This window comes from Mesorhizobium sp. L103C131B0, from assembly GCF_000502275.1.
Lineage (GTDB): Bacteria > Pseudomonadota > Alphaproteobacteria > Rhizobiales > Rhizobiaceae > Mesorhizobium.
In genome coordinates, this window is the sequence record NZ_AYXC01000024.1 from 1 (window position 1) to 18,253 (window position 18,253).

Genomic DNA, 18,253 nt, shown 5'->3' on the forward strand with positions numbered 1-18,253 from the left:
CTATGGCGCAATGCGACGCCGGGAGCAGGAGCCATCCACACCATCAATCGAGAATGCCTTCTCCAAGCTGAAGTCGATCCTCAGGAAAGCCGCCGCACGCAACATCCCCGAGCTTTGGGACGCAATCCGCGACGCCTTGCCACGCTTCACCGCNCCTCAGGAAAGCCGCCGCACGCAACATCCCCGAGCTTTGGGACGCAATCCGCGACGCCTTGCCACGCTTCACCGCCGAGCAGTGCTCAAACTACTTCTGCGCCGCAGGATACGAGCCTGAGTGATCAGATTCTGCTCTAGCGGAATGGGTGTCCGCGAATTTCTGAAACACGCATGTTACCCCGGAAGCAATCGATCTCGGGAAAATACAGCGGCAGGTAGTGCGTCAGGATACGGTTCTGGATCTCGGTCTTGGCCCTGGCGATCGCTTCATGTGTCTACGACAGTTCCTGCACGTCGTTGATGCCGGCCCGCAGCGGATCATGGTAAGACCTGCGTCGCCTGGATCGGAGCATGTGCAGGATCACTTGTGCATCCTTTGGATCGTTCTTGTCCCAGCTATTGTGCAACGCTTCTCGTGTTCGGGCCAGTGCCAGCGACGACACCAGCCGCACCTCAAAACCCGCTTCAGCCCAGGCGCCATGCTATCGGCCGGTGATAGTTCCCGGTCGCCTCAAAGGCGCGGACCACAGGGCGGCCGTACGCCTGCAGCACTTCGATCAGATGGTCGTGCTCAGCACGGGTGTTGAGGACCAAAAGGCGACGCCGTCGCTTGTGGCCTGGTGCTTCGATCAGAACTTCATTGCGCACCTTGGCAATGTCGATCGCCACCAGCACCGCAGCGGCGGGTGTAGAATCTGAAGTGGTCATGGTCGGTCTCTCCGGAATGGGTTGTGAGCATTCACATTCTAGAGAAACTTTGACTGGCCATGGCCGCCTCGACCGGTGCGCGCCTGCAGCGAAAAGCTGCGCGCACGCTGTCCCGGCTGCCGCCGCTCCTTCATTCCGTAGGTGCTACGGCACCGAGTTCACCTCGAACGCATCCTCGGCTAGAGGGATCATCGGGTGGAATGGCCCTACATCGCGCCGGGCAAGCCGATGCAGAATGCCTTCATCGAGAGCTTCAACGGCCGCCTGCGCGACGAACTGTTGAACGAGACGCTGTTCACCTCGCTCCCACAGACCCGCGCGTCCCTGGCCCTGTGGCGCGCCAACTACAACAGCGCGCGGCCTCATTCGCAAATCGGATGGCAGACGCCGAACGAGTTTACGAGTTTGCACAGACCTTCAATCCGCGACGGTCGCTCGCGCTGCGCAATGCGAAAGGCTCCGCGCCAGCGCCCGTCGCTTCCACCGCCCATCAGGGCAAATCCAACGCCGGAAACGAACTCAAAACTGGATAGAAACTGGGGGCAACGTCACAGCAAGGGCAGATTTGAGCACGTTGTTGGAAGGCTATGTCTCTTCCGGAACCAGGCAAACGCGACACATGGCTTTGAAATGCTTATCGTCGCGCCGCTTGATGAATTCAATGGCGGCCTTGGTCGCCCGCAGAGCTTCTTCGACGGTCAGAGCTGGAAGCGACGATAGCCCTTCCATAGTTCCGTGAGACTCAATTTGGATGAGCCGCTCTAGGGCTTTCGGGTCGTTTTCTTTCAATTGCACGCCACTTGATCCAAGTGCACCAGCAAAGCTCTTTTGATCTGGAGCGCTGAAGGCAGTAAACATTTCCAGGAGCTTCCGTGTCGCATTCGGAAGCAGGTAGTGGAACTCTGACGCACCGGTTCTCGAGGCCTTCAGCACGATCTCAAAAAGATAATGGTATTCGGTGTCGTAATCCTTGATTAGATTCGTCATTGGCCTCAAACGAGTGGCCCGATTGTCCGGGTCGTCCATCTGGCATGTGCATTCGAGTTGAAATAGGCTCTGCGCTGGGCCGCCGTTCTTAGTGAATTCTCGCTTCACCATGTTCATGAATGACATGTTGTGGGTGAGCACCACCGCCTGACGGCAATCTTTCGTCATGCGGCTCATCAGGCTGAATGCGTGAGTCCTGGCCGATGTGTCGAGGCTAGAGATTGGGTCGTCGATGACAGCAATCAACTCCTTCTTTTTTCGTCCCTCTGCCTCAAACTGCGTCAGGTAGAAACAAAAGGCCAGTGCTGCCTTCTCACCTTCGCTCAGCTGTGTCGCAGGAGTACCACCGGAGCGGATCAGTTGGTAACCCTCGTTGGATGTGCGCAGTGAAATGCCACCATGCCCGAGGTAGCTCTTCAGCAGCTTGTTCAGTTTGTCGGCTCCGGCGCCGTGCGTCCGCATGACATCACTGAGTGCGTCCCGCTTTTGTCGCGCGTCCAACAGCTTTCGGCCCGTTGTGACCAAATTTTTGCTGGCATCAGTGGTACCCGCGCTGAGCGTCTTCCAATCGGCGTGCTCCTCGGCAAGCACGTGGTCGCGTATATCCTGGAAGGCACGCTCCTGACGTGAAGAAAACTCGGCGTGCTCATGATTATGGCGAGAGATGATATCGTTCCACTCGCCCCGTAACCTGTCGAACTTCGCGACCCATTCAGTCGCCGATGAACTCGACAACCCGCCAGAAAAGTCTGGAACCGAAGCTGGTTCCAGGCCCTTGGCATCGAGAAGTTTTGCCATCTGGTTGAGCAGTTTTCCAAACTCGGCAATATTGTCCTTAAGTTTTGGTTGCGTGCCTTCCCCTTCCGCTAGAAGGCTAGCCTGAAGCTCGATTGCTTTGGGCACGCCTTGGAACAGCTCGCGAAGTTGTTCCGTATACGCGGAACATTGTGCTCGCTCCGTCTGCGCATTCTTGACGAAATCGCTCCACCGACTGTCAAAATTCTGCGCTAAAAACCTTTTTCTTTCGTCAGTGAGGAGATTTCCACACAGCAAGCAATTCGTGAGCCTGTTCTGGTCGTGGTAGTGAAGGCCTTCGCTGACCCAAGTTAGAGCGGGGCTGTGAATCTGGAATTCTTCAGCCAACTGGGAGCCGGGTGTCGAAGATAGTAGGACGAACTGCCGGGACCACCATCCTGCGAGATCCGGACTGATCGCGGGAAGCTCTGAAAGCGGAGGGTTTGCCTCGCCTGATGCCAAAAGCGCCTGGCGTGAGTTGAGGCCTTGCTGATTCAGCAGTGGAACGGCAGAGTAGTCTTTCGCAAGATACGAGGGTTCGATCTTTCTTGCATCAAAGGATTGGGAGTAGCGCTGCGAAGGGGCGAGCTCTCGAACGCGTTTTGCCACCCTGGTTTTGAAGTCGGCCAGCGATTTTGTTGCTCCACCTTCAGCCAACTTGGCTGCATCGCTGTCAGCCTGCGCTGCCTGGAATGCTGAAATCGCAGCGTCGTACTCGGCCTTCTTGTCGATGCTTTGTTCGCTGAGATAGAAGATTGGCTCGGCTACACTGTCATCCCACTTGAAGTTGCGTTCGATGAAATCCTGATTAAACACCAGAAGCCGTTGGCCAAAGGGATTGCTCAGGGATTTTGAGGACAGGGCAGTTCCGTCCGAAAGCGTGAACTCGAAACTGGTGGTGGAGGGCAATCCATCTTCCAGATAGCCGCGCTGGATCGACGCAAAGGCGCGAGAAAGCGTCGTCTTGCCTGTTCCATTGAACCCGTAGATCAGGTTCTTGACGGCGAACTGGTGCTCGCCTTTGGCGTCCCGGTGATCTTGCCATACTCCGGCTCCGGAGAAAGACTTTAGCGAACGAAATACTACCAGTTCCTCTGTCATGCCCGCTTCCCCCGAGAATCACTTGTAGCTCTTGGTTGATCTTAGAAATCGGCGCTGGAAAGAGAGTTGAATTGCAGACATTCTTGCTTGTCGCCAGCCATTCTTGGTATGATGGAATGACTACGATCTCGAAGCGGTCGAATTGGAACCCCTTCAGCGCGCCGTGGAGTTTGGCTGGAAGTCGAGTCGGCGAGCTTGCGCCGATCCCGGGCACAAGCACCGCGCGGCCGTTCACGTCGGAAAGCCTGGGCCAGCGCATCCTTGGGATGTTGGGGTTGCAGTTGAGCTGAGCGCTCGGGCGGAACTCTTTGTTCGTAAAGCACATCGTTCTCAACATTAGGTTAATGCTCGCCGCAGGCTGAAAGCCATTCAAACCGCCCTTCGGCGGCGTCTTCGGGCACTCACGCCTTCGCACCCATCGTATGTCGGATGAGCAATCTACCTTTTGACGTTGAGCGAGGTTCAGTGACGCGTCAGGATTACATCATCGATTCGGAAGAACTCGAAATATCCTGACTGATGTTGGGAGTTCGCGACGGAATCTGCTACGGCGGCTGTCGCAGACCCCGCAAATCTCATTCCTTCCCACCCCATGCTGCGAAATTCAGCCCCCTGTCTATACAACGTTGGCTCCTAGCGTCACAACTTCGAGTCCCCATCAATACCAAGCAAAAAAATTGCTAGCACGGAACCGCAGAAACTTGTCGGCGCAAAAAAGTAGCCTCCCGATTGACTTTATTTCGGAGGCGCCTCGTCGACCGTACCTGCGATGCTGCCTTGGGTGGAAAGTCGGTCCCGTTCAAGTAATGTCTCTTGAGACAGACCGAATACGTAGTGTCGGCGCCCGCTATTGCCCGCCACCAAACTGGCCTCCGACGCGTGTCACCCGATGCAAGTGCCCGACTGCTGCCGCGCTTTAGTCAACAGACGCGTGAGACTTTTGCAGTAGGTCAAATCTTCGGGCTCCGGCAATAGTTGAGGCCGGCTCACGCGGCCGCAGCATTTGTTTGGAGGCCGGCATGACTGCTCAACTACAACACTCTCGCAGAGGAGGGCGGGAAGCGCGGAGGACTATCCGCACGGCGCCAAAGGTCGACATGTTGCCGACGCTGAAGCGCGGCCTGCCGGTGATAGAGCCGATGGATGCCGAGCAAGTTGAACGCATTCACCAGGCTTCTCTCGCAATCCTGGAAGAAGTAGGCGTGGTGTTTCGCGATCCGATCGCGGTTGAGGACTGGAAGAGAGTCGGAGCGGACGTGCGCGCGGACGATCGCGTTCATCTCGACCGCGGCCTTGTCATGGAACTCATCAAGACCATTCCCCCCAATGTCGAATACTTCGGGCGGGATCCAGCGAAGAACGTCGAGCTCGGAGGCGACAAATCCATCTTCGTGCCGATGACCGGCGCGCCTTACATGCGCGACCTTGATGACGTCAGGCGTGGCCCGACGATCGCGGACCTTGGGACGTTCCACAAGCTGGCGCACATGATGCCGGCGCTGCATTCGTCAGCGCACCACATCGTCGAGCCGATGGACGTTGTTGTGGCGCATCGGCACTTGCACATCACCTATTCGTCAATGAAGCACTCCGACAAGATATTCATGGGCATGACCACCTCGCCCAAGAATGCCGAGGACGTGCTCGATATGTGCGAGATCCTTTTTGGCGAAGGCTTCCTCGAGAAGCATGCAGTGACCACTGGAAACTGCAATGGCAATTCGCCGCTCGTGTGGGACCAGGTCATGCTGGGTGGCATGCGTGCTTTCTGCCGACGCAATCAGCCCGTGTTGTGCTCGCCCTTCGTTCTCGGGGGCGCTAACACGCCGGCCTCGACCGCGGCGGCAGTGGCGCAGCTCAACGCGGAGGCGCTTTCGGCACTCGCCTACACTCAGGTGGTGCGCAAGGGCTGCCCTGCGATCTATGGGCATTACCTCTCGACGGTGTCGATGCAATCGGGAGCGCCAATGGCAGGGACACCGGAGATTTCGCTCATGAACTTCATGATCGGCCAGATGGCTCGCCGCTACAACGTCCCTTGGCGTACCTCGAACCTGCTCGGCGGCGCCAAGGTCTTCGATGCGCAAGCTGGCTATGAAAGTGCGATGACGATGATGGCTGTGCTGATGTCAGGCGCAAACTACATTTGGCATTCGGCTGGCTGGAATGAAGCCGGAATGCACTGCTCGATCGCAAAGTTCGTTGTCGACGCCGAAGTCTGCGCCATGGGCTATCGCATGACGCAAGGCATCCAGTGGGACGACTTTGATGAAGCCCTTGCTGCGGTCCGCGATGTCGGGCCCGGCGGCCATTACTTTGGACATCCGCATACACAGGCGAATTTCGAGAAGGCCTTCTTTATTCCGAAACTCTTCGACAATAACTCGATCGAGCAGTGGTACGCTGATGGCTCCAAGGACATCAAGCAACGTGCCCTCGATCATGCGCGCCGTCTTCTGGCCGAATATGAAGAGCCTAAGCTCGATGTCGCGAAGGACGAGGAATTGCGCGCTTATATCGATCGTCGCTCGAGGGAAATTCCCGCCGTCGATGCGCTCAACGAGGAATTCTAATCATTCTCATGCGCATCGACGAGATCAACGTCTATACGATCCAGCTGCCTGTGAAAGGCGGCACCTATCGAATGGCAAGCGGAGACGTCGACGCGCTTGATAGCACCCTTGTCGAGGTTGTGACCAATGAGGGGTTAATTGGCTGGGGCGAAACCTGTCCCCTCGGACCGGTCTATCAGCCGCATCATGCATTGGGTGCCCGCGCAGCGATCGCCGAAATCGCACCGGCTCTAATGGGCGCCGAAATTGCCTCGATCAGGCTTCTCGCCAAACGCATGGACGAGCGATTGAACGGGCACGGGTATGCCAAGGCAGCCTTCGACATAGCCTTCCTTGACCTCCTCGGCCAGCGGCTGGGAGTGCCGGTCTCGACACTGCTGGGTGGCGCGCTGGGCGACCGTGTTCCGGCCTACTATTCGCTAATTGTTGGCCTGCCTGAAGAAACGGCCAGGATTGCCGCCGACAAGGTGAAGTCAGGTTATCCACGCCTGCAGGTCAAAATCTCGGGGCGAAATCTCGAACAGGATGTGGCCTCGATTCACAAGGTTTGGGAGGCGGTCGGCTACAAAGCTCGTATCGCAGTGGATGGCAACAGGGGCCTCACTGTCGCTGCCGCCATTCATCTTGACCGGCTTTGCCAGGCGATCCCATTCGTTTTCGAACAACCCTGCAACACTATCGATGAGATCGCCACCCTGAAGGGCAGGGTGACGCATCCGGTATATTTGGACGAGAACACCGAAGATCAGAACGCGGTACTCAGGGCGATCTCCCTCGGCATCGCGGATGGCTTCGGCTTTAAGGTCACGCGTCTCGGCGGCCTCACCAAAATGGCGACAATCCGCGACGTTTGCGCCATCCGCTCGCTACCGCACAGCTGTGATGACGCATGGGGTGGCGACATAATCGCGGCGGCTTGCGTACACTTAGCTTCCACTGTGGAGCCGCGCCGTTTTGAGGGCGCCTGGATCGCGCAGGAATATCTCGAAGGACATTTCGATGCGAAGAAGCCGATTGTCATCGAAAATGGTCACATCGCGGTGCCGCAGCTGCCTGGCCTCGGCGTCAAACCGGAACCCGGCATGTTTGGTGAGCCGGTAGCCTCGTACGCATCCTAGTGAACGCACCCGCCAACATCAGCGCAATTACGTCGTTGGCCACGCCGAAAATTTCGGCGGCGGCCGATCGACCGTTTGACCTGGTGGTTCTTTTGTTACCCGGGTTCTCGCACCTGGCGCTTCACGCATATATCGAACCCTTTCGCATCGCCAACACGGTATCGAGGCTGCCGCTGTTCCGGTGGCGAATCGCGGGGCTTGACGCTCGGCCAATTGAGGGCGCCAACGGCCTTTCGGTTGCTGTCGATGTCGGGATAGACGAGCTGGCTTTCGGCTCGGACGATCGCAGACCGAACCAGCTCGCAATCGTGACGGGCGAGCCGGTAGAACAGCAACTGACGCCTGAGCTCAACGGATTTCTGCGAACGATGGCGCGTCGCGCGGTGCCGATATCTGCGGTTGGGACAGCGACATGGCTGCTCGCTCGGACGGGCCTTCTGGCAGGTACACGCTGCACGATACACTGGTCGCGGCTCGCTGCTTTTGCCGAAGTGTTCAACCAACCCCGCATAAGCGATTCTTTGTTTGTCAAGGACGGCCAGTATTCAACCTGCGCAGGAGAACTGGCAGCCTTCGACCTGGCGGTGGATCTGATCGGCAGCCATGCCGGCGGGTATATCGCACAGGAGGTCTGCCGCCACGCGACTGTCCAAGGTCAGCGCTCAGGATCAAACCGCCAGACTGGGCCGTCAGGTCTGGCCTTTGCCGGTGTGAGCGATAAGCTCTTGATGGCAATGCGGATCATGGAAGAAAATGTGGAGTTCCCGCTGACAATGGAAGAGGTTGCGCAACGGGCCGGAGTATCGCGGCGCCAGCTGGAACGCTTGTTCGCTTCCCATGTCCGACTTCCGCCGGTGCGCCACTATCTCCGGATCCGCACAGACCATGCGAAGCGCCTGATCGAAGGCACGCGGATGCCCATCATCGACATTGCCATGGCCTGCGGGTTTACGTCTGCTTCGCATTTCGCGAAGTGCTTCAGAGCCTTCAATGGAATGTCGCCGCAGCAGTGTCGAGCGATAGTGCCGGCCTGGGTTGGGCCCGGCTTAAGATGATAGCTTGGTATTGAATTTAGCGGAGAATAGCGGCGCCCCTATCCATGCCAATGTTTGGAGTCGATCTGCCCACCAACAATCGGAAAGCGGCGCAACGATACGTCCGGATCATAGCGCTCAAAGCGGCGAGATGGGCTTATCCGTTGTTCTCTTCCGTGTCGACAGCGCCAACCATTGGATTGATGACGGCTTTGATGCCGCCCCGACCGTGGTGGCGCAGGATGACTTCTCACGACTGCATGATGCGGGGGCGGCGATGATTTCATTTCACAAGAAGATCTCTCCGATTGCGTTATTGCGTTGGGAAGATGCTGTAGCTTCTCCGTGATGGCCGTTCGAACAGTCCAGCGCAGCTGCGGTTGGTGACGACTATGCGAAGATCACGCAGCGCCTTGTGGCATTCTAAAGCGGTCAGCTCTGCTTGCTAAGACCGGCCGCAGTTATGCGGCCCCGGCTTATGGCGGAGTCTCCAGGTCAGAACGGCGCGCAGCAGACGGACAAAGCGATTGAGCTAGGACAATGACGAAGAACATGCCGCCTCTCTTCGAGACATTTCTGGAAAAGTTATCGGAGAGTGTCGATGAAACAGATTTCCGGGATGCCATGGCTGGGGCGGCCGCAGCACTTGATCTACTCACCTTTGCCTATCTGTCTTTGCCATTGCAGTCTTGTGGCGAGCCCAAGCTGATCTCAAACTATCCACCTCCCTGGACCGCGCACTATCTGCAAAACCAGTATCAGAAAGTCGATCCCGTCATTATGCGTGCGCGGTGTGGCGGCTCCCCGTTTCAATGGCCGGGGTCGGATTTGCGTTGCGTTGAGATGTCGCCGGCTCAAAAGAAGCTATTCGATGAGGCGGCCCAGTTCAGCATCCGGTGCGGTTTGACGATCCCGATTATCGATCGCAGAGGCTGTGTTGCAGCTATGACCTTTGCCGCTGATAAGCCCAATTCCGCCTCCCTGCGCGTTGCTGGGCGATACGAACAGGCGCTCCAACTCATGGCGACATGTTTTCACATTTATGCTCGTCGAAAGCTGTCCGGCAATCGAACCGTGGACGGCGTTTCGTTGACACCTCGTGAATATGAATGCCTTCAATGGGCCTCGCGCGGCAAGTCCTCTTGGGCTGTCGGCTGCATCTTGGGCATCAAGCCGCGTACCGTCGATTTCCACCTCGACAATGCGAAGAAGAAGCTCGGCGTGCACACCAAGGATCAGGCCGTAGCCCTGCTGGCCTCCTCCCGATATTCAATTTTCTGAGAAGCTGAATTCGTCTTTGGTTCTGTTGAGCATGAGCACAGGCTGTTTTCGGCTTGCCATTCGCCTCCAATGCAAGGTCGCCTCTGCCTCGTCTTCCAGGCGCTCGGCCGGTTCGCCTGCCGGGGTGGAACGGGAAATGCCGAAACCCTGATCGGCCGCTTGCGGTGGACACAAGGATCTGGCAGTCATCCGGGCGTAGCTAAACAGATGATATAACGAGCCACGGGTTCAGGCTGGCCGGTGAGAATCCTGCCGATCATCTGCGTGGAGGCGTTCGCCGCGCCATCCAGGACGGCACGCGCTCGTAGAGACGAGTACAGGGATTTCCTTGCTGAGGCGAAATGGAGCGCACTGTGTAATTGTTCAACCGGCGAACAATTTCTTGTAGCCAGTAGTGACCATCCAGTTCGCACGGTCGAGATGACTACGAAGAGCCTTCCTGGCGCGCTCCGGTTCGCGTGCTGGATCGATGCCGAGGATGACGTGGGCCATCTCTTCTTCGCTCGCATCATCGGAGGAGGCGTCTAGGAGCCGCATATAAGTCGTGAAATGCGCTTTATCGTAGGCCGTGAGGCTGTCCGACCAGTGCACTTCGTCAGCAATTGGCGTGTTCGACTTAGGCTGTAACATCGCTGGTTATACCTCCGGAAAACGGCCTCCGCGAAGCCCTCCGCCAGCGGATTTAGATGCTCGATGTGGATTACATATTATAGTTGATAAACTCAAGCTGCGTAATCCGCTGGCTGTCGTGCATGGATATGCGCAGGTTGGTCGGACGTAATGTGCAGAGGATCAGGCTAAGGAAGCGTCTGACGCAGGAGCAGCTTGCCGAGATTTCCGGGTTCAGCCAGCAGTACATCAGCGGCTTGGAGAAAGGCCGAAGAAATCCGACGATCATAACGATCTATGAACTGGCATTGGCCCTCGGCGTCAGCCACACGGATCTGGTTAGGCCCGACAAACAGGCCTGACGCACCCGACTTCCAAGTAATTGCTACGGCCCCGCGCGCCGCGGGGATGTTCGTCAACCGCGCCCCGCCTTCTTCGAGAGGCTTAAGTGATCTCACCCCGTTCGGCATCGCGCCCCTGGCGCGGGGCAGCCTGTCGGCTGCTACTGGCAAGTACCTGTCGGGTGCAGCCGGAACGCCCACTCAACAACGGCTTCTTCAAGTAACCCGACAATCGGCTGCTATGCGTTGGATGGCCATTGCATAAATTCATCAGAACGTTCCTCCATTCGGACACGTCCCCCAAGTTACAAGGCCCCCCTAATGATCCGGTCGACTGGCCCGTGCAGCGCCGGCGTGGAAAAGGGCGCCCGAGGCGCCCTTCATTTTAGATAGGCTATCAGCAGCCCACCTTCGCGTTGCGCATCAGAAGCGGTAGGTTACACCTGCGCCTATCAACCAGGGATCGAGCTCCGCCTTTCCAGTCAGCTTCGCCCCGTCGACCGTTACATCGAAGTCTGGCTTGAGGAACAGCTTCTTCACGTCGAAGTTAACACCCCAGTGTTGATCCACCATGTAGTCGAATCCGACCTGCAGCGCCGTGCCGAACGTATTCTTAACCTTGAGAGCATCGGCGCTGCCGGCACCCTGGTTATAGAAGATCGTGTAGTTCACGCCGGCGCCTACATAGGGCTTGAACGCGCCGAAATCGGTAAAATGATACTGCAATGTGAGCGTGGGCGGCAGCAGCCAAACCTTGCCAATATTGCCCAGCGCGCCGATCGCTCCTTGGCCCTCGATGTTGGCGTAGGTGGTGCCGAGGATAAGCTCGGCGGCGATATTGCCCGTGAGGAAATAGGAGATATCGAGTTCCGGCGTCACAGTGTCCGAATAGGAAAGACCGGATCCGGGCACTGCATTGACGTAGCCCGAATCCTCAGTGACGACCCCCAACGCACGCAGGCGGATCTGCCAAGGGCTTGGCCGTTCCGGGACCGAGGCTCCTGCCTGCGGGACGCTCGGGGCTTGCACAAGGTCGGCCGCAACGGCTTGCTGTCCCACTACCATGAGGACGACGGCCGCTGTTGCTCCCCGCGCCACGCCCGTTTGTTTTCTCGCCATGATATCTCTCCTTGCTCTTCAGAAATGATCGATTGCACTATGAAAACCCTGTTGGATTGCTTGAGATTAACGGAGCATCCGCGTGACTGTGCACACATATTTGCACTGTGCTCGTGATCAGCAATCTGTACTCACTATTGAAATGTTGCTCGTGTTGACACCGGTCACCCATCGACCGATATCGGTTTGCCAGCCGATCGAACTGCGAAGGAAATTGTACCCAGCGTCGCAATGAACGCGGTTCGCCCCCGGTTGTCCTTGCCCTAGCCGTGCCCGCCCGCGCGGCCGGCTAGCCGAGAGCTTCGCGGCCATCTTACGCGCGTGGCCCGGATGGACGCGGTCGTCCCGCTTCGTGGTGGCGAGCAGGATAGGCGGATAGGGCTGTCCCGGCGCCGCGCCGTGATAGGCGGAGATTTCCTTCAGGAAAGTCCAATCGTCCGGCTTGTCAGGATCGCCATATTCGTCAATCCAGCTCGCACCCGCCAAAAGCTTGGTGTAGCGATGCATGTCGGTAAGTGGGATTGTGCTAAACAGTGCGCCGAAACGATAAGAATAGCTTGTCAGCATATTGGCGATTAGGAGGCCGCCATTTGAGGCGCCCTCGGCGGCAATCCGCCTCGGCCGCGTAATGCCCCTTCGCACCAGGTCGGTGGCAACAGCGGCGAAATCGTCATGGGCGAGGCGTTTGCCCTGTCTGCGCCCGGCGTCGTCCCAACGGCTGCCGAACTCGCCGCCGCCCCTGATGTTGGCGACCACGCACGTGCCGCCGCGTTCTAACCACAGCTTGCCGATCGAGGAGTTGTAGTAGGGCAGGACCGATACGCCGAACCCACCGTAGGCGGTGAGATAAACCGGGGCATCTCCGTTCCCGCTCGCCGGGCCGACCTGCGTATAGGGGATCATCTCCCCATCGGTCGAGACTGCCTCGTGGCGCGTGACCGCCAGTCCGGATGCGTCGAAATGCTCCGGGCTGCGCCTCAGGATCACTGGGGCGCTGAGAGGTGGCGCGGTATTGAGGTCGATCTGAAAAAGCTGCGGCGGCGTGATCGGGTCTCGAGCCGAAACGAGGACCTCTCCATTGGTCTGGTGACGTTCCGCATCGAATGACCAGAGGTGAACAGTCCCTTCGGCGGGCACGGTGTCCAGGGCTCGGCGCGTCCATTCCTGGCGGCTGGGGGTGAACATCTCGAAATGCGGAACGAGGTTGACGAGGTAGGAGATGATGAGCTTCCCGTCATTCCAGAAGAATGACTGCAAGGAGCGCCTGTCGCCTGATTCAAAGAGGGCGGCAAGACTGGGCTCGCCGGCGATGAACGAGGAAAGCGGGATGCCGATCAGCGCGTCGGCGGCATGGGTCGCCCCTCCCACCGTCCACGGCTTGCGCGGCCTTACCCCCAGCCAGTCGCCGAATCCATTCCAGCGGGCGTCCCGTGGGAGGCCCATCTGTATCTTCGGCCCGCTCCTGTCGCCGATATGACCTATCATTTCGAAGAAGGCCGGCGTCTCGATGAACCAAAGGCGCTCGCTCCCGGCAGTACGGTCCAAATGACCAGATACGCCGAGGGATTCGGAATCGGCCTCGAAGATTACCGCTGAGGTGAGCGGATCCGCGCCACGCTTCCACAGCCGCACGGTGCGCGCGTAGCCGGAGCGGGTGGCCATGCCATCACCAAACGCACTAGAAAGCAGAAGCGTGTCAGGGTCGAGCCAATTAACCCCGCCCTTGGCATCCGCGAGGTTGAAACCGTCGGCGACGAAGCTAAGAGACTTCAGATCGAATTCGCGATGCACGACCGCATCGCTTCCGCCGCGCGACAGGCGCAGAACGGCTCTTTCCCATCTCTCCGGCTCGATCGACGCGCCGCCCCAGATCCAGTCCTCTCCGTCGCTAACGGCGACGGCGTCCAGATCGAGCAGTGCCTCCCATTGGGGATCCGCCTTCATGTAGGCGGCAAGGGTGCTCCGGCGCCACAGTCCGCGCCGGTTGCGGGCATCTTGCCAGAAATTGTCGAGGTAATGACCGTGGCGCTTGATCTGGGGAGTTTTGTCCGGACGGTCGAACATCGCTGTGAGGGTCGCGCGGTCGCGCTCGAATTGCGTTCCATCGAAGTGCCCCAGTGTCCTGGCCGACTGGCTGGCGGTCCAGTCAAGTGCCCGTTCGCCTTCTATATCTTCAAGCCAAAGATAGGGATCATCGTCGGGAGCATTCAGAGTTGGACGGAAATCGAACGCGGTCATGTCCGTACAACCTGAAGAATGACAGCGCAAAGGCTTCCTTCCGCTCGGGAAAGCTCAGTGTTTGCGGCGGCGACCGCATGCTCGGCGAGCGTGATCATGGGATGAGGTCTTCTCAGTTGGTGCGGCGCGCAGTGCGTTTGCGCATAGGCTTGCATGTGTCGTGCCAACCAGGAAAATCCTTTCAGAACAATACGATCACTTTGATAGCGCTGTGTCTTATGTCCGACATCGTCGTAGTTCCGACAACGTGCGACGGTAGGCGCCTGATCGATCTAGTGTAAGCGCGGAGCCAATCCCATCTGGCGCGGCATCAGATGATGGGTGAGAGATTATGACACTGAAGGAGCGAGGAGCTTGCGGTGTCAATTTCTATGTCTGCGCCTATGTCTGACGATAGAAGCTTCCATGTTCTTGAGGCGGTTCCGAACCGGAGGCAAGCCCGCAGCGTCTGCGGCGCTGGTCGACGCAAGCGAAGGCACGGCTCTGATCGAGGCGACGCTGAAGCCGGGCGCGAATGTGTCGGCGATCGCGCGAGAGGCTGGAGTGGCGACCTCGCAGCTGTTGGCTGGCGGCGCAAGGCGATCAAGAGCGGTGCGGTGACGCCGCAGCGGGATGCGGATCGAATGGCTTTGTCGAGGTCACCCAAGCGGCGTCTTCAACGGTGGAGATCTGTTTGGGTGATGTGGTCATTCGGGCTGGCGCCGATGTCGGCCAGGATCATTTGGCCAGGGTTACGCGCGGTCCGCCAGGCATGATCCCGGCCGGCGTGAAGGTGTTGGTCGCCAGCCATCCGGTCGATTTTAGAAAACGTCCCGACGGCCTTCTGGCACTGGTGCGCGATGCCAGCTCGGACCCGTTCAACGGCGCGCTTTACGTCTACCGCGCCAAAAGAGCTGACAGGGTAAAGATCGTTTGGTGGGACGGGTCTGGGGTTTGCCTTTACCTCGTCATTGAGGGCAACGACATGATCCCGGCGACCGTGCGTTCGGCACTGTTGCCGTTGTTGCGCCAACTGAGCGGACTTGATGCCGAGATCAGGCAGAGCGATCAGGCTATTCTGGCCCTCGCCAAAGCTGGCCGATGGCGGCTGAGGAAGTGATGATGGCAGCGCAAACCAAAAACGTTTGCCTCGCGGCTTCGGTCCTCGGCCTTGACTAGTTGGCGGCGATGTACAGGGATTTCCCGAGAGCCTACGTCGACCGTGCAAAGGCCTGCAACTGCTGAGTGAGAGGAGGGACGCTTGGACGAACACGATCCGAAGGAAGAGCTGATCGAGACGATTTTTCGCAACGGCACAATCACCGTCGTCGGCATTCTGCTTGCCTTTTCGCTCGGCTTCGTCACGCATTGGGCGGCGAACCCCATGCCATGGCGGCTCTATGACCTGTTCGCCGTTGTGCCGATCCTGGTCGGCATCACGTTGCAGTTGCGGGCGCTGTCCCTGCTACTCGACATGAGTTCGTTGCGCCGACCCATCTACGAACGCGCCAACCGCATCTTCATGGCCGGCCTTATCCTGACCGCGTGCGGCGTCGGGCTGGCCATCCTGCTCGATGTCTTCGCAATGTCGATGAAGGGCACGCTGCCCGGCGCTTGACGGCCTGTCCCTGCGCTTTGGAGCTGCCGCAATCGGCCGACGCGACGCGTCAGACCCGAGGGTTCCTAGTGCTTTCCCCCAAGCAGCGTCAGCCTTCTTCCCGAAGAACGCTTTCTCTAGATTGCATTAGCGGATGTTTAGAGCGTGGGCTTGCCGGAAATTACGTCTCGGTGGCATAACCGCATAGCTTTTAGGGTGTTGCCAGGAAGACCGATTCGCGGGCGTGGATGGATAAATTCATTGCGTCAGGAAGAGGCTCGGCAGGTTGCGTGCGCGCATTGCCGAACTGGAGCGCGATCTCGTGGCGATTACACCTCAGGGGCGCCATCGGCGTTTCGAAGCCGGACATGAACTTCGCAATGCGAAGTGCCGCCTGAAGCGTCTCGAGGAATGCATCGCTGAAATACCGGACAAATGTGGCCGTTAGCGCAAGCTTCGCCGCTCTCAATCTTTGCCACGCGGTCGGCTGGTCGGCGGGGAACAGATGCCGATCGTGCGGGTACTCTGTCCGGCAGAGACGCAAGGTTCTGCACTGTCCGTTCATGAAGACTTCGTGCTGGTCTCCACAAGAGAAGTATTCTGGTGCAGAAGGTGCCCGATTAGCTATCGGAAAAAGGCGACATCGACGTGCAAATCGGGCGCCGCAGTGAGGCGCCCCCCCAATGTCGGACTTCCGACAGGATCGTAAATCCGCCAACCCATTGTTTAATAAAATTTCCTTCTTTGGCATGGCCCATGCATGGGACTCTGCGAACGCATCAGCGAGACGTCGTCCATGATCATGCGCACCGAAAATGCCGTCGCCGCAGTGAAAACCGCGCTCTCGCCTGCCATCAAACCGCCGAAAGGCCGGCGCGTCATGGTCGAGGCAGGCGATTGCACCGGCTTCAAACACCTTAGTGGGCCTGGAAAGCTCCTCGCGTGACGGCGAGGGGGGCATCCAGACGGGCGGAAAGGACAAACGTCGTTGCCCCACGTCGCCGGCATGACCCGTCGATTGTCACCGCGCTGGAATGCGCGGGTCCACATGCGAAGACCCGAACGCGCAGGACAAATTCTCGCAAGCCCGGTCGGGACCGGGGCTCGAAGTCCGTGAGCGGAGGCTAATGGCTATGGCCGATATTCGCCGCGAACAAGCCGCCTAGTGGGAAGACGCTATAGGAGGAAGCAGGTGGAGTTATCTTGCGTTGGGATCGGTGCTGGCCCGTCCAATTTGAGCCTTGCGTGTCAGATACACGAGCAAGTTGGGAAAGGGGCAGTGTTCCTGGATCGGCAGGTCGACTTCCGCTGGCATCCAGGCATCGCATTCGATTCCTCGGAGCTCCAGGTCAGCCACTTCAAGGACCTGGTCACTCTGGTGAATCCGCGATCAGCCTACACTTTCGTAAACTTCCTGCACGAGAACGGGCGTCTGTATCACTTCCTGAACGCACAGTTCGAAGCCGTGCTCAGAGTGGAGTTCGAACAATATCTGAACTGGGTCTTCCACAGGAACCCACTTGTGCGTGGCGGCGAGACAGTGCGCGAAATCCGCTTTGACGGCGAGTTTCGGGTGCGGACGGATAAGGCGGTTCTCGGCGCCAGAAACGTTGTGGTCGGCATTGGCAAGCAGGCGCAAATTCCGCCTCAATTTCAGGGCTGGATTGGGCGCAACCTGTTCCACTCATCGGTTTTACTGCACATCCACCCTGAGGTGCGGAGAAAGCATGTCTGCGTTGTCGGCGGAGGCCAGTCGGGAGCCGAGGTGATGTTGCACCTTGTCGGCCTGCCGAACGAACGGCGGCCTGCCTCGATCACTTGGGTCTCGCAGCGCGAAAACTATCTGCCTCTGGACAACAGCCCGTTCACAAACGAGTTGTTCATGCCCTGCTTTTCGGATCGCTTCGCGGCGATGAGCGAGTCGCAGCGTAAGCTGCTCCTGCGGCGTTTCGTGCTTGCTTCGGACGGCATTTCAGAAAGCACGTTGCGCGCGATCTATCAGGCGCTGTACCGCCACGCATTTTTCGAGCCATACCGATGCGACATCACACTGCGGCCGGGCTGCACCGTCTCGCACTGCATCAACGCCGGACCGGGTCACAGGCTGACCCTGCAGCATGGCATGGACGAGGTCGAAGAAGTCACGGCTGACATCGTCATCCTGGCCACCGGTTACGAGAACGCGGTCCCAAGCTTATTGGAACCGATCATGGGCAGCTTGGAGCAGATCGACAATGAATTAGCTATTCGCGAGGATTTTTCGGTGAGCTGGGACGGACCGTGTGACAGACGCATCTTCGTACAAAATGCGAGCCTCGGGCAGCGCGGCCTGGCCGATCCGAACCTGAGCTTGCTGGCCTGGCGCGCGCGTCGCATCCTCGATAGCCTACTTGGGCGCGCGCCATGCGCGAACCCCGAGCACCCCGGCTTCATCACTCATACCTCGATCGAGAGCTGGCCCGACCACGCAGCCGAAGAAATGGGCAGTGGAATATGACTCGTATGCTTTTGATCATCGGCGGTGGCATCCTAGGAATGATGCCCGCCTGCGCTGCGGCGAACCCCGGAGGCTTCTCCGATATCATCGTGACCGACCAAGCCCTTCGACCAAGCGGCG

Annotated in this window: 15 protein-coding genes and 4 pseudogenes; 13 read left to right on the top strand and 6 right to left on the bottom strand. The window is 58.6% G+C overall.

Features of this window, described 5'->3' with window-relative positions:
* Positions 1-274: pseudogene (locus X730_RS1000000168815) on the top strand (hypothetical protein); the annotation flags it as partial.
* Positions 275-323: 49 nt separating this feature from the next.
* Here the strand turns inward: X730_RS1000000168815 and X730_RS01000000164840 are convergent.
* A pseudogene (locus X730_RS01000000164840) lies at positions 324-864 on the bottom strand (transposase); the annotation flags it as partial.
* Between the two features lie 148 nt (positions 865-1,012).
* Between X730_RS01000000164840 and X730_RS1000000168820 the strand changes: the two are divergent.
* Positions 1,013-1,397: pseudogene (locus tag X730_RS1000000168820) on the top strand (transposase); the annotation flags it as partial.
* A 52-nt stretch (positions 1,398-1,449) separates the two neighbouring features.
* Here the strand turns inward: X730_RS1000000168820 and X730_RS138650 are convergent.
* Positions 1,450-3,747, bottom strand: a complete 2,298-nt coding sequence (locus X730_RS138650; RefSeq protein WP_023827426.1) for an AAA family ATPase — start codon at positions 3,745-3,747, stop codon at positions 1,450-1,452.
* 1,019 nt (positions 3,748-4,766) lie between these two features.
* Between X730_RS138650 and X730_RS138645 the strand changes: the two genes are divergently transcribed.
* The 5 genes from X730_RS138645 (at position 4,767) to X730_RS138630 (ending at position 9,753) form a co-directional block, all read left to right on the top strand.
* Positions 4,767-6,320: a trimethylamine methyltransferase family protein gene (locus tag X730_RS138645; RefSeq protein WP_023827428.1), complete on the top strand. Its 1,554-nt coding sequence runs from the start codon at positions 4,767-4,769 to the stop codon at positions 6,318-6,320.
* Positions 6,321-6,328: 8 nt separating this feature from the next.
* Entirely contained in the window at positions 6,329-7,438 is a 1,110-nt protein-coding gene (locus X730_RS138640) for a mandelate racemase/muconate lactonizing enzyme family protein (RefSeq protein WP_023827429.1), read from the top strand.
* A 35-nt stretch (positions 7,439-7,473) separates the two neighbouring features.
* Positions 7,474-8,493 (top strand): GlxA family transcriptional regulator, encoded by a 1,020-nt coding sequence (locus X730_RS138635; RefSeq protein WP_196814849.1) that lies wholly within the window; start codon positions 7,474-7,476, stop codon positions 8,491-8,493.
* Between the two features lie 4 nt (positions 8,494-8,497).
* Positions 8,498-8,821, top strand: coding sequence for a hypothetical protein (locus X730_RS1000000167775; protein ID WP_155922529.1), 324 nt, complete (start codon positions 8,498-8,500; stop codon positions 8,819-8,821).
* 191 nt (positions 8,822-9,012) lie between these two features.
* The gene (locus tag X730_RS138630) at positions 9,013-9,753 is read left to right on the top strand and encodes an autoinducer binding domain-containing protein (RefSeq protein ID WP_032910351.1); all 741 of its coding nucleotides are present in this window, start codon (positions 9,013-9,015) and stop codon (positions 9,751-9,753) included.
* A gap of 363 nt (positions 9,754-10,116) precedes the next feature.
* On the opposite strand, the gene X730_RS138625 is transcribed toward X730_RS138630, so the two are convergent.
* Positions 10,117-10,383 carry a DUF2285 domain-containing protein gene (locus X730_RS138625; protein WP_023827431.1) on the bottom strand — a complete coding sequence of 89 codons (267 nt, stop codon included), beginning with the start codon at positions 10,381-10,383 and terminating at the stop codon, positions 10,117-10,119.
* A 122-nt stretch (positions 10,384-10,505) separates the two neighbouring features.
* Here X730_RS138625 and X730_RS138620 point away from each other — a divergent pair, with 122 nt between their 5' ends.
* Entirely contained in the window at positions 10,506-10,724 is a 219-nt protein-coding gene (locus X730_RS138620; protein WP_023730016.1) for a helix-turn-helix transcriptional regulator, read from the top strand.
* Between the two features lie 402 nt (positions 10,725-11,126).
* Here X730_RS138620 and X730_RS138615 read toward each other — a convergent pair whose 3' ends face one another.
* Positions 11,127-11,822 (bottom strand): OmpW family protein, encoded by a 696-nt coding sequence (locus X730_RS138615; protein WP_023827432.1) that lies wholly within the window; start codon positions 11,820-11,822, stop codon positions 11,127-11,129.
* A 117-nt stretch (positions 11,823-11,939) separates the two neighbouring features.
* Positions 11,940-14,060, bottom strand: a pseudogene (locus X730_RS01000000164850) (prolyl oligopeptidase family serine peptidase).
* Positions 14,061-14,465: 405 nt separating this feature from the next.
* On the opposite strand from X730_RS01000000164850, the gene X730_RS1000000167780 reads away from it, so the two are divergent.
* From X730_RS1000000167780 to X730_RS138605, 3 genes are all read left to right on the top strand, one after another.
* Positions 14,466-14,660 carry a hypothetical protein gene (locus X730_RS1000000167780; RefSeq protein ID WP_023827433.1) on the top strand — a complete coding sequence of 65 codons (195 nt, stop codon included), beginning with the start codon at positions 14,466-14,468 and terminating at the stop codon, positions 14,658-14,660.
* Between the two features lie 82 nt (positions 14,661-14,742).
* On the top strand, positions 14,743-15,159 hold the full coding sequence (gene tnpB, locus X730_RS1000000166775) for an IS66 family insertion sequence element accessory protein TnpB (RefSeq protein ID WP_245261425.1): 417 nt from the start codon (positions 14,743-14,745) through the stop codon (positions 15,157-15,159).
* A gap of 141 nt (positions 15,160-15,300) precedes the next feature.
* On the top strand, positions 15,301-15,657 hold the full coding sequence (locus X730_RS138605) for a hypothetical protein (protein WP_023736366.1): 357 nt from the start codon (positions 15,301-15,303) through the stop codon (positions 15,655-15,657).
* A 190-nt stretch (positions 15,658-15,847) separates the two neighbouring features.
* On the opposite strand, the gene X730_RS1000000167785 is transcribed toward X730_RS138605, so the two are convergent.
* On the bottom strand, positions 15,848-16,201 hold the full coding sequence (locus tag X730_RS1000000167785; RefSeq protein WP_023827435.1) for a hypothetical protein: 354 nt from the start codon (positions 16,199-16,201) through the stop codon (positions 15,848-15,850).
* Positions 16,202-16,432: 231 nt separating this feature from the next.
* Here X730_RS1000000167785 and X730_RS01000000164860 point away from each other — a divergent pair, with 231 nt between their 5' ends.
* Positions 16,433-16,582, top strand: a complete 150-nt coding sequence (locus X730_RS01000000164860; RefSeq protein ID WP_155922531.1) for a hypothetical protein — start codon at positions 16,433-16,435, stop codon at positions 16,580-16,582.
* Between the two features lie 246 nt (positions 16,583-16,828).
* The gene (locus X730_RS138595; RefSeq protein WP_023827437.1) at positions 16,829-18,133 is read left to right on the top strand and encodes a lysine N(6)-hydroxylase/L-ornithine N(5)-oxygenase family protein; all 1,305 of its coding nucleotides are present in this window, start codon (positions 16,829-16,831) and stop codon (positions 18,131-18,133) included.
* Positions 18,134-18,253: the final 120 nt, after the last annotated feature.

Bases quoted from the DNA above. Each gene is read 5' to 3' on its own strand.
- X730_RS138650 (WP_023827426.1), bottom strand. From the start codon at position 3,747: ATGACAGAGGAACTGGTAGTATTTCGTTCGCTAAAGTCTTTCTCCGGA.
- X730_RS138645 (WP_023827428.1), top strand. From the start codon at position 4,767: ATGACTGCTCAACTACAACACTCTCGCAGAGGAGGGCGGGAAGCGCGG.
- X730_RS138640 (WP_023827429.1), top strand. From the start codon at position 6,329: ATGCGCATCGACGAGATCAACGTCTATACGATCCAGCTGCCTGTGAAA.
- X730_RS138630 (WP_032910351.1), top strand. From the start codon at position 9,013: ATGACGAAGAACATGCCGCCTCTCTTCGAGACATTTCTGGAAAAGTTA.
- X730_RS138625 (WP_023827431.1), bottom strand. From the start codon at position 10,383: ATGTTACAGCCTAAGTCGAACACGCCAATTGCTGACGAAGTGCACTGG.
- X730_RS138620 (WP_023730016.1), top strand. From the start codon at position 10,506: ATGGATATGCGCAGGTTGGTCGGACGTAATGTGCAGAGGATCAGGCTA.
- X730_RS138615 (WP_023827432.1), bottom strand. From the start codon at position 11,822: ATGGCGAGAAAACAAACGGGCGTGGCGCGGGGAGCAACAGCGGCCGTC.
- X730_RS1000000167780 (WP_023827433.1), top strand. From the start codon at position 14,466: ATGTTCTTGAGGCGGTTCCGAACCGGAGGCAAGCCCGCAGCGTCTGCG.
- X730_RS1000000167785 (WP_023827435.1), bottom strand. From the start codon at position 16,201: ATGAACGGACAGTGCAGAACCTTGCGTCTCTGCCGGACAGAGTACCCG.
- X730_RS01000000164860 (WP_155922531.1), top strand. From the start codon at position 16,433: ATGATCATGCGCACCGAAAATGCCGTCGCCGCAGTGAAAACCGCGCTC.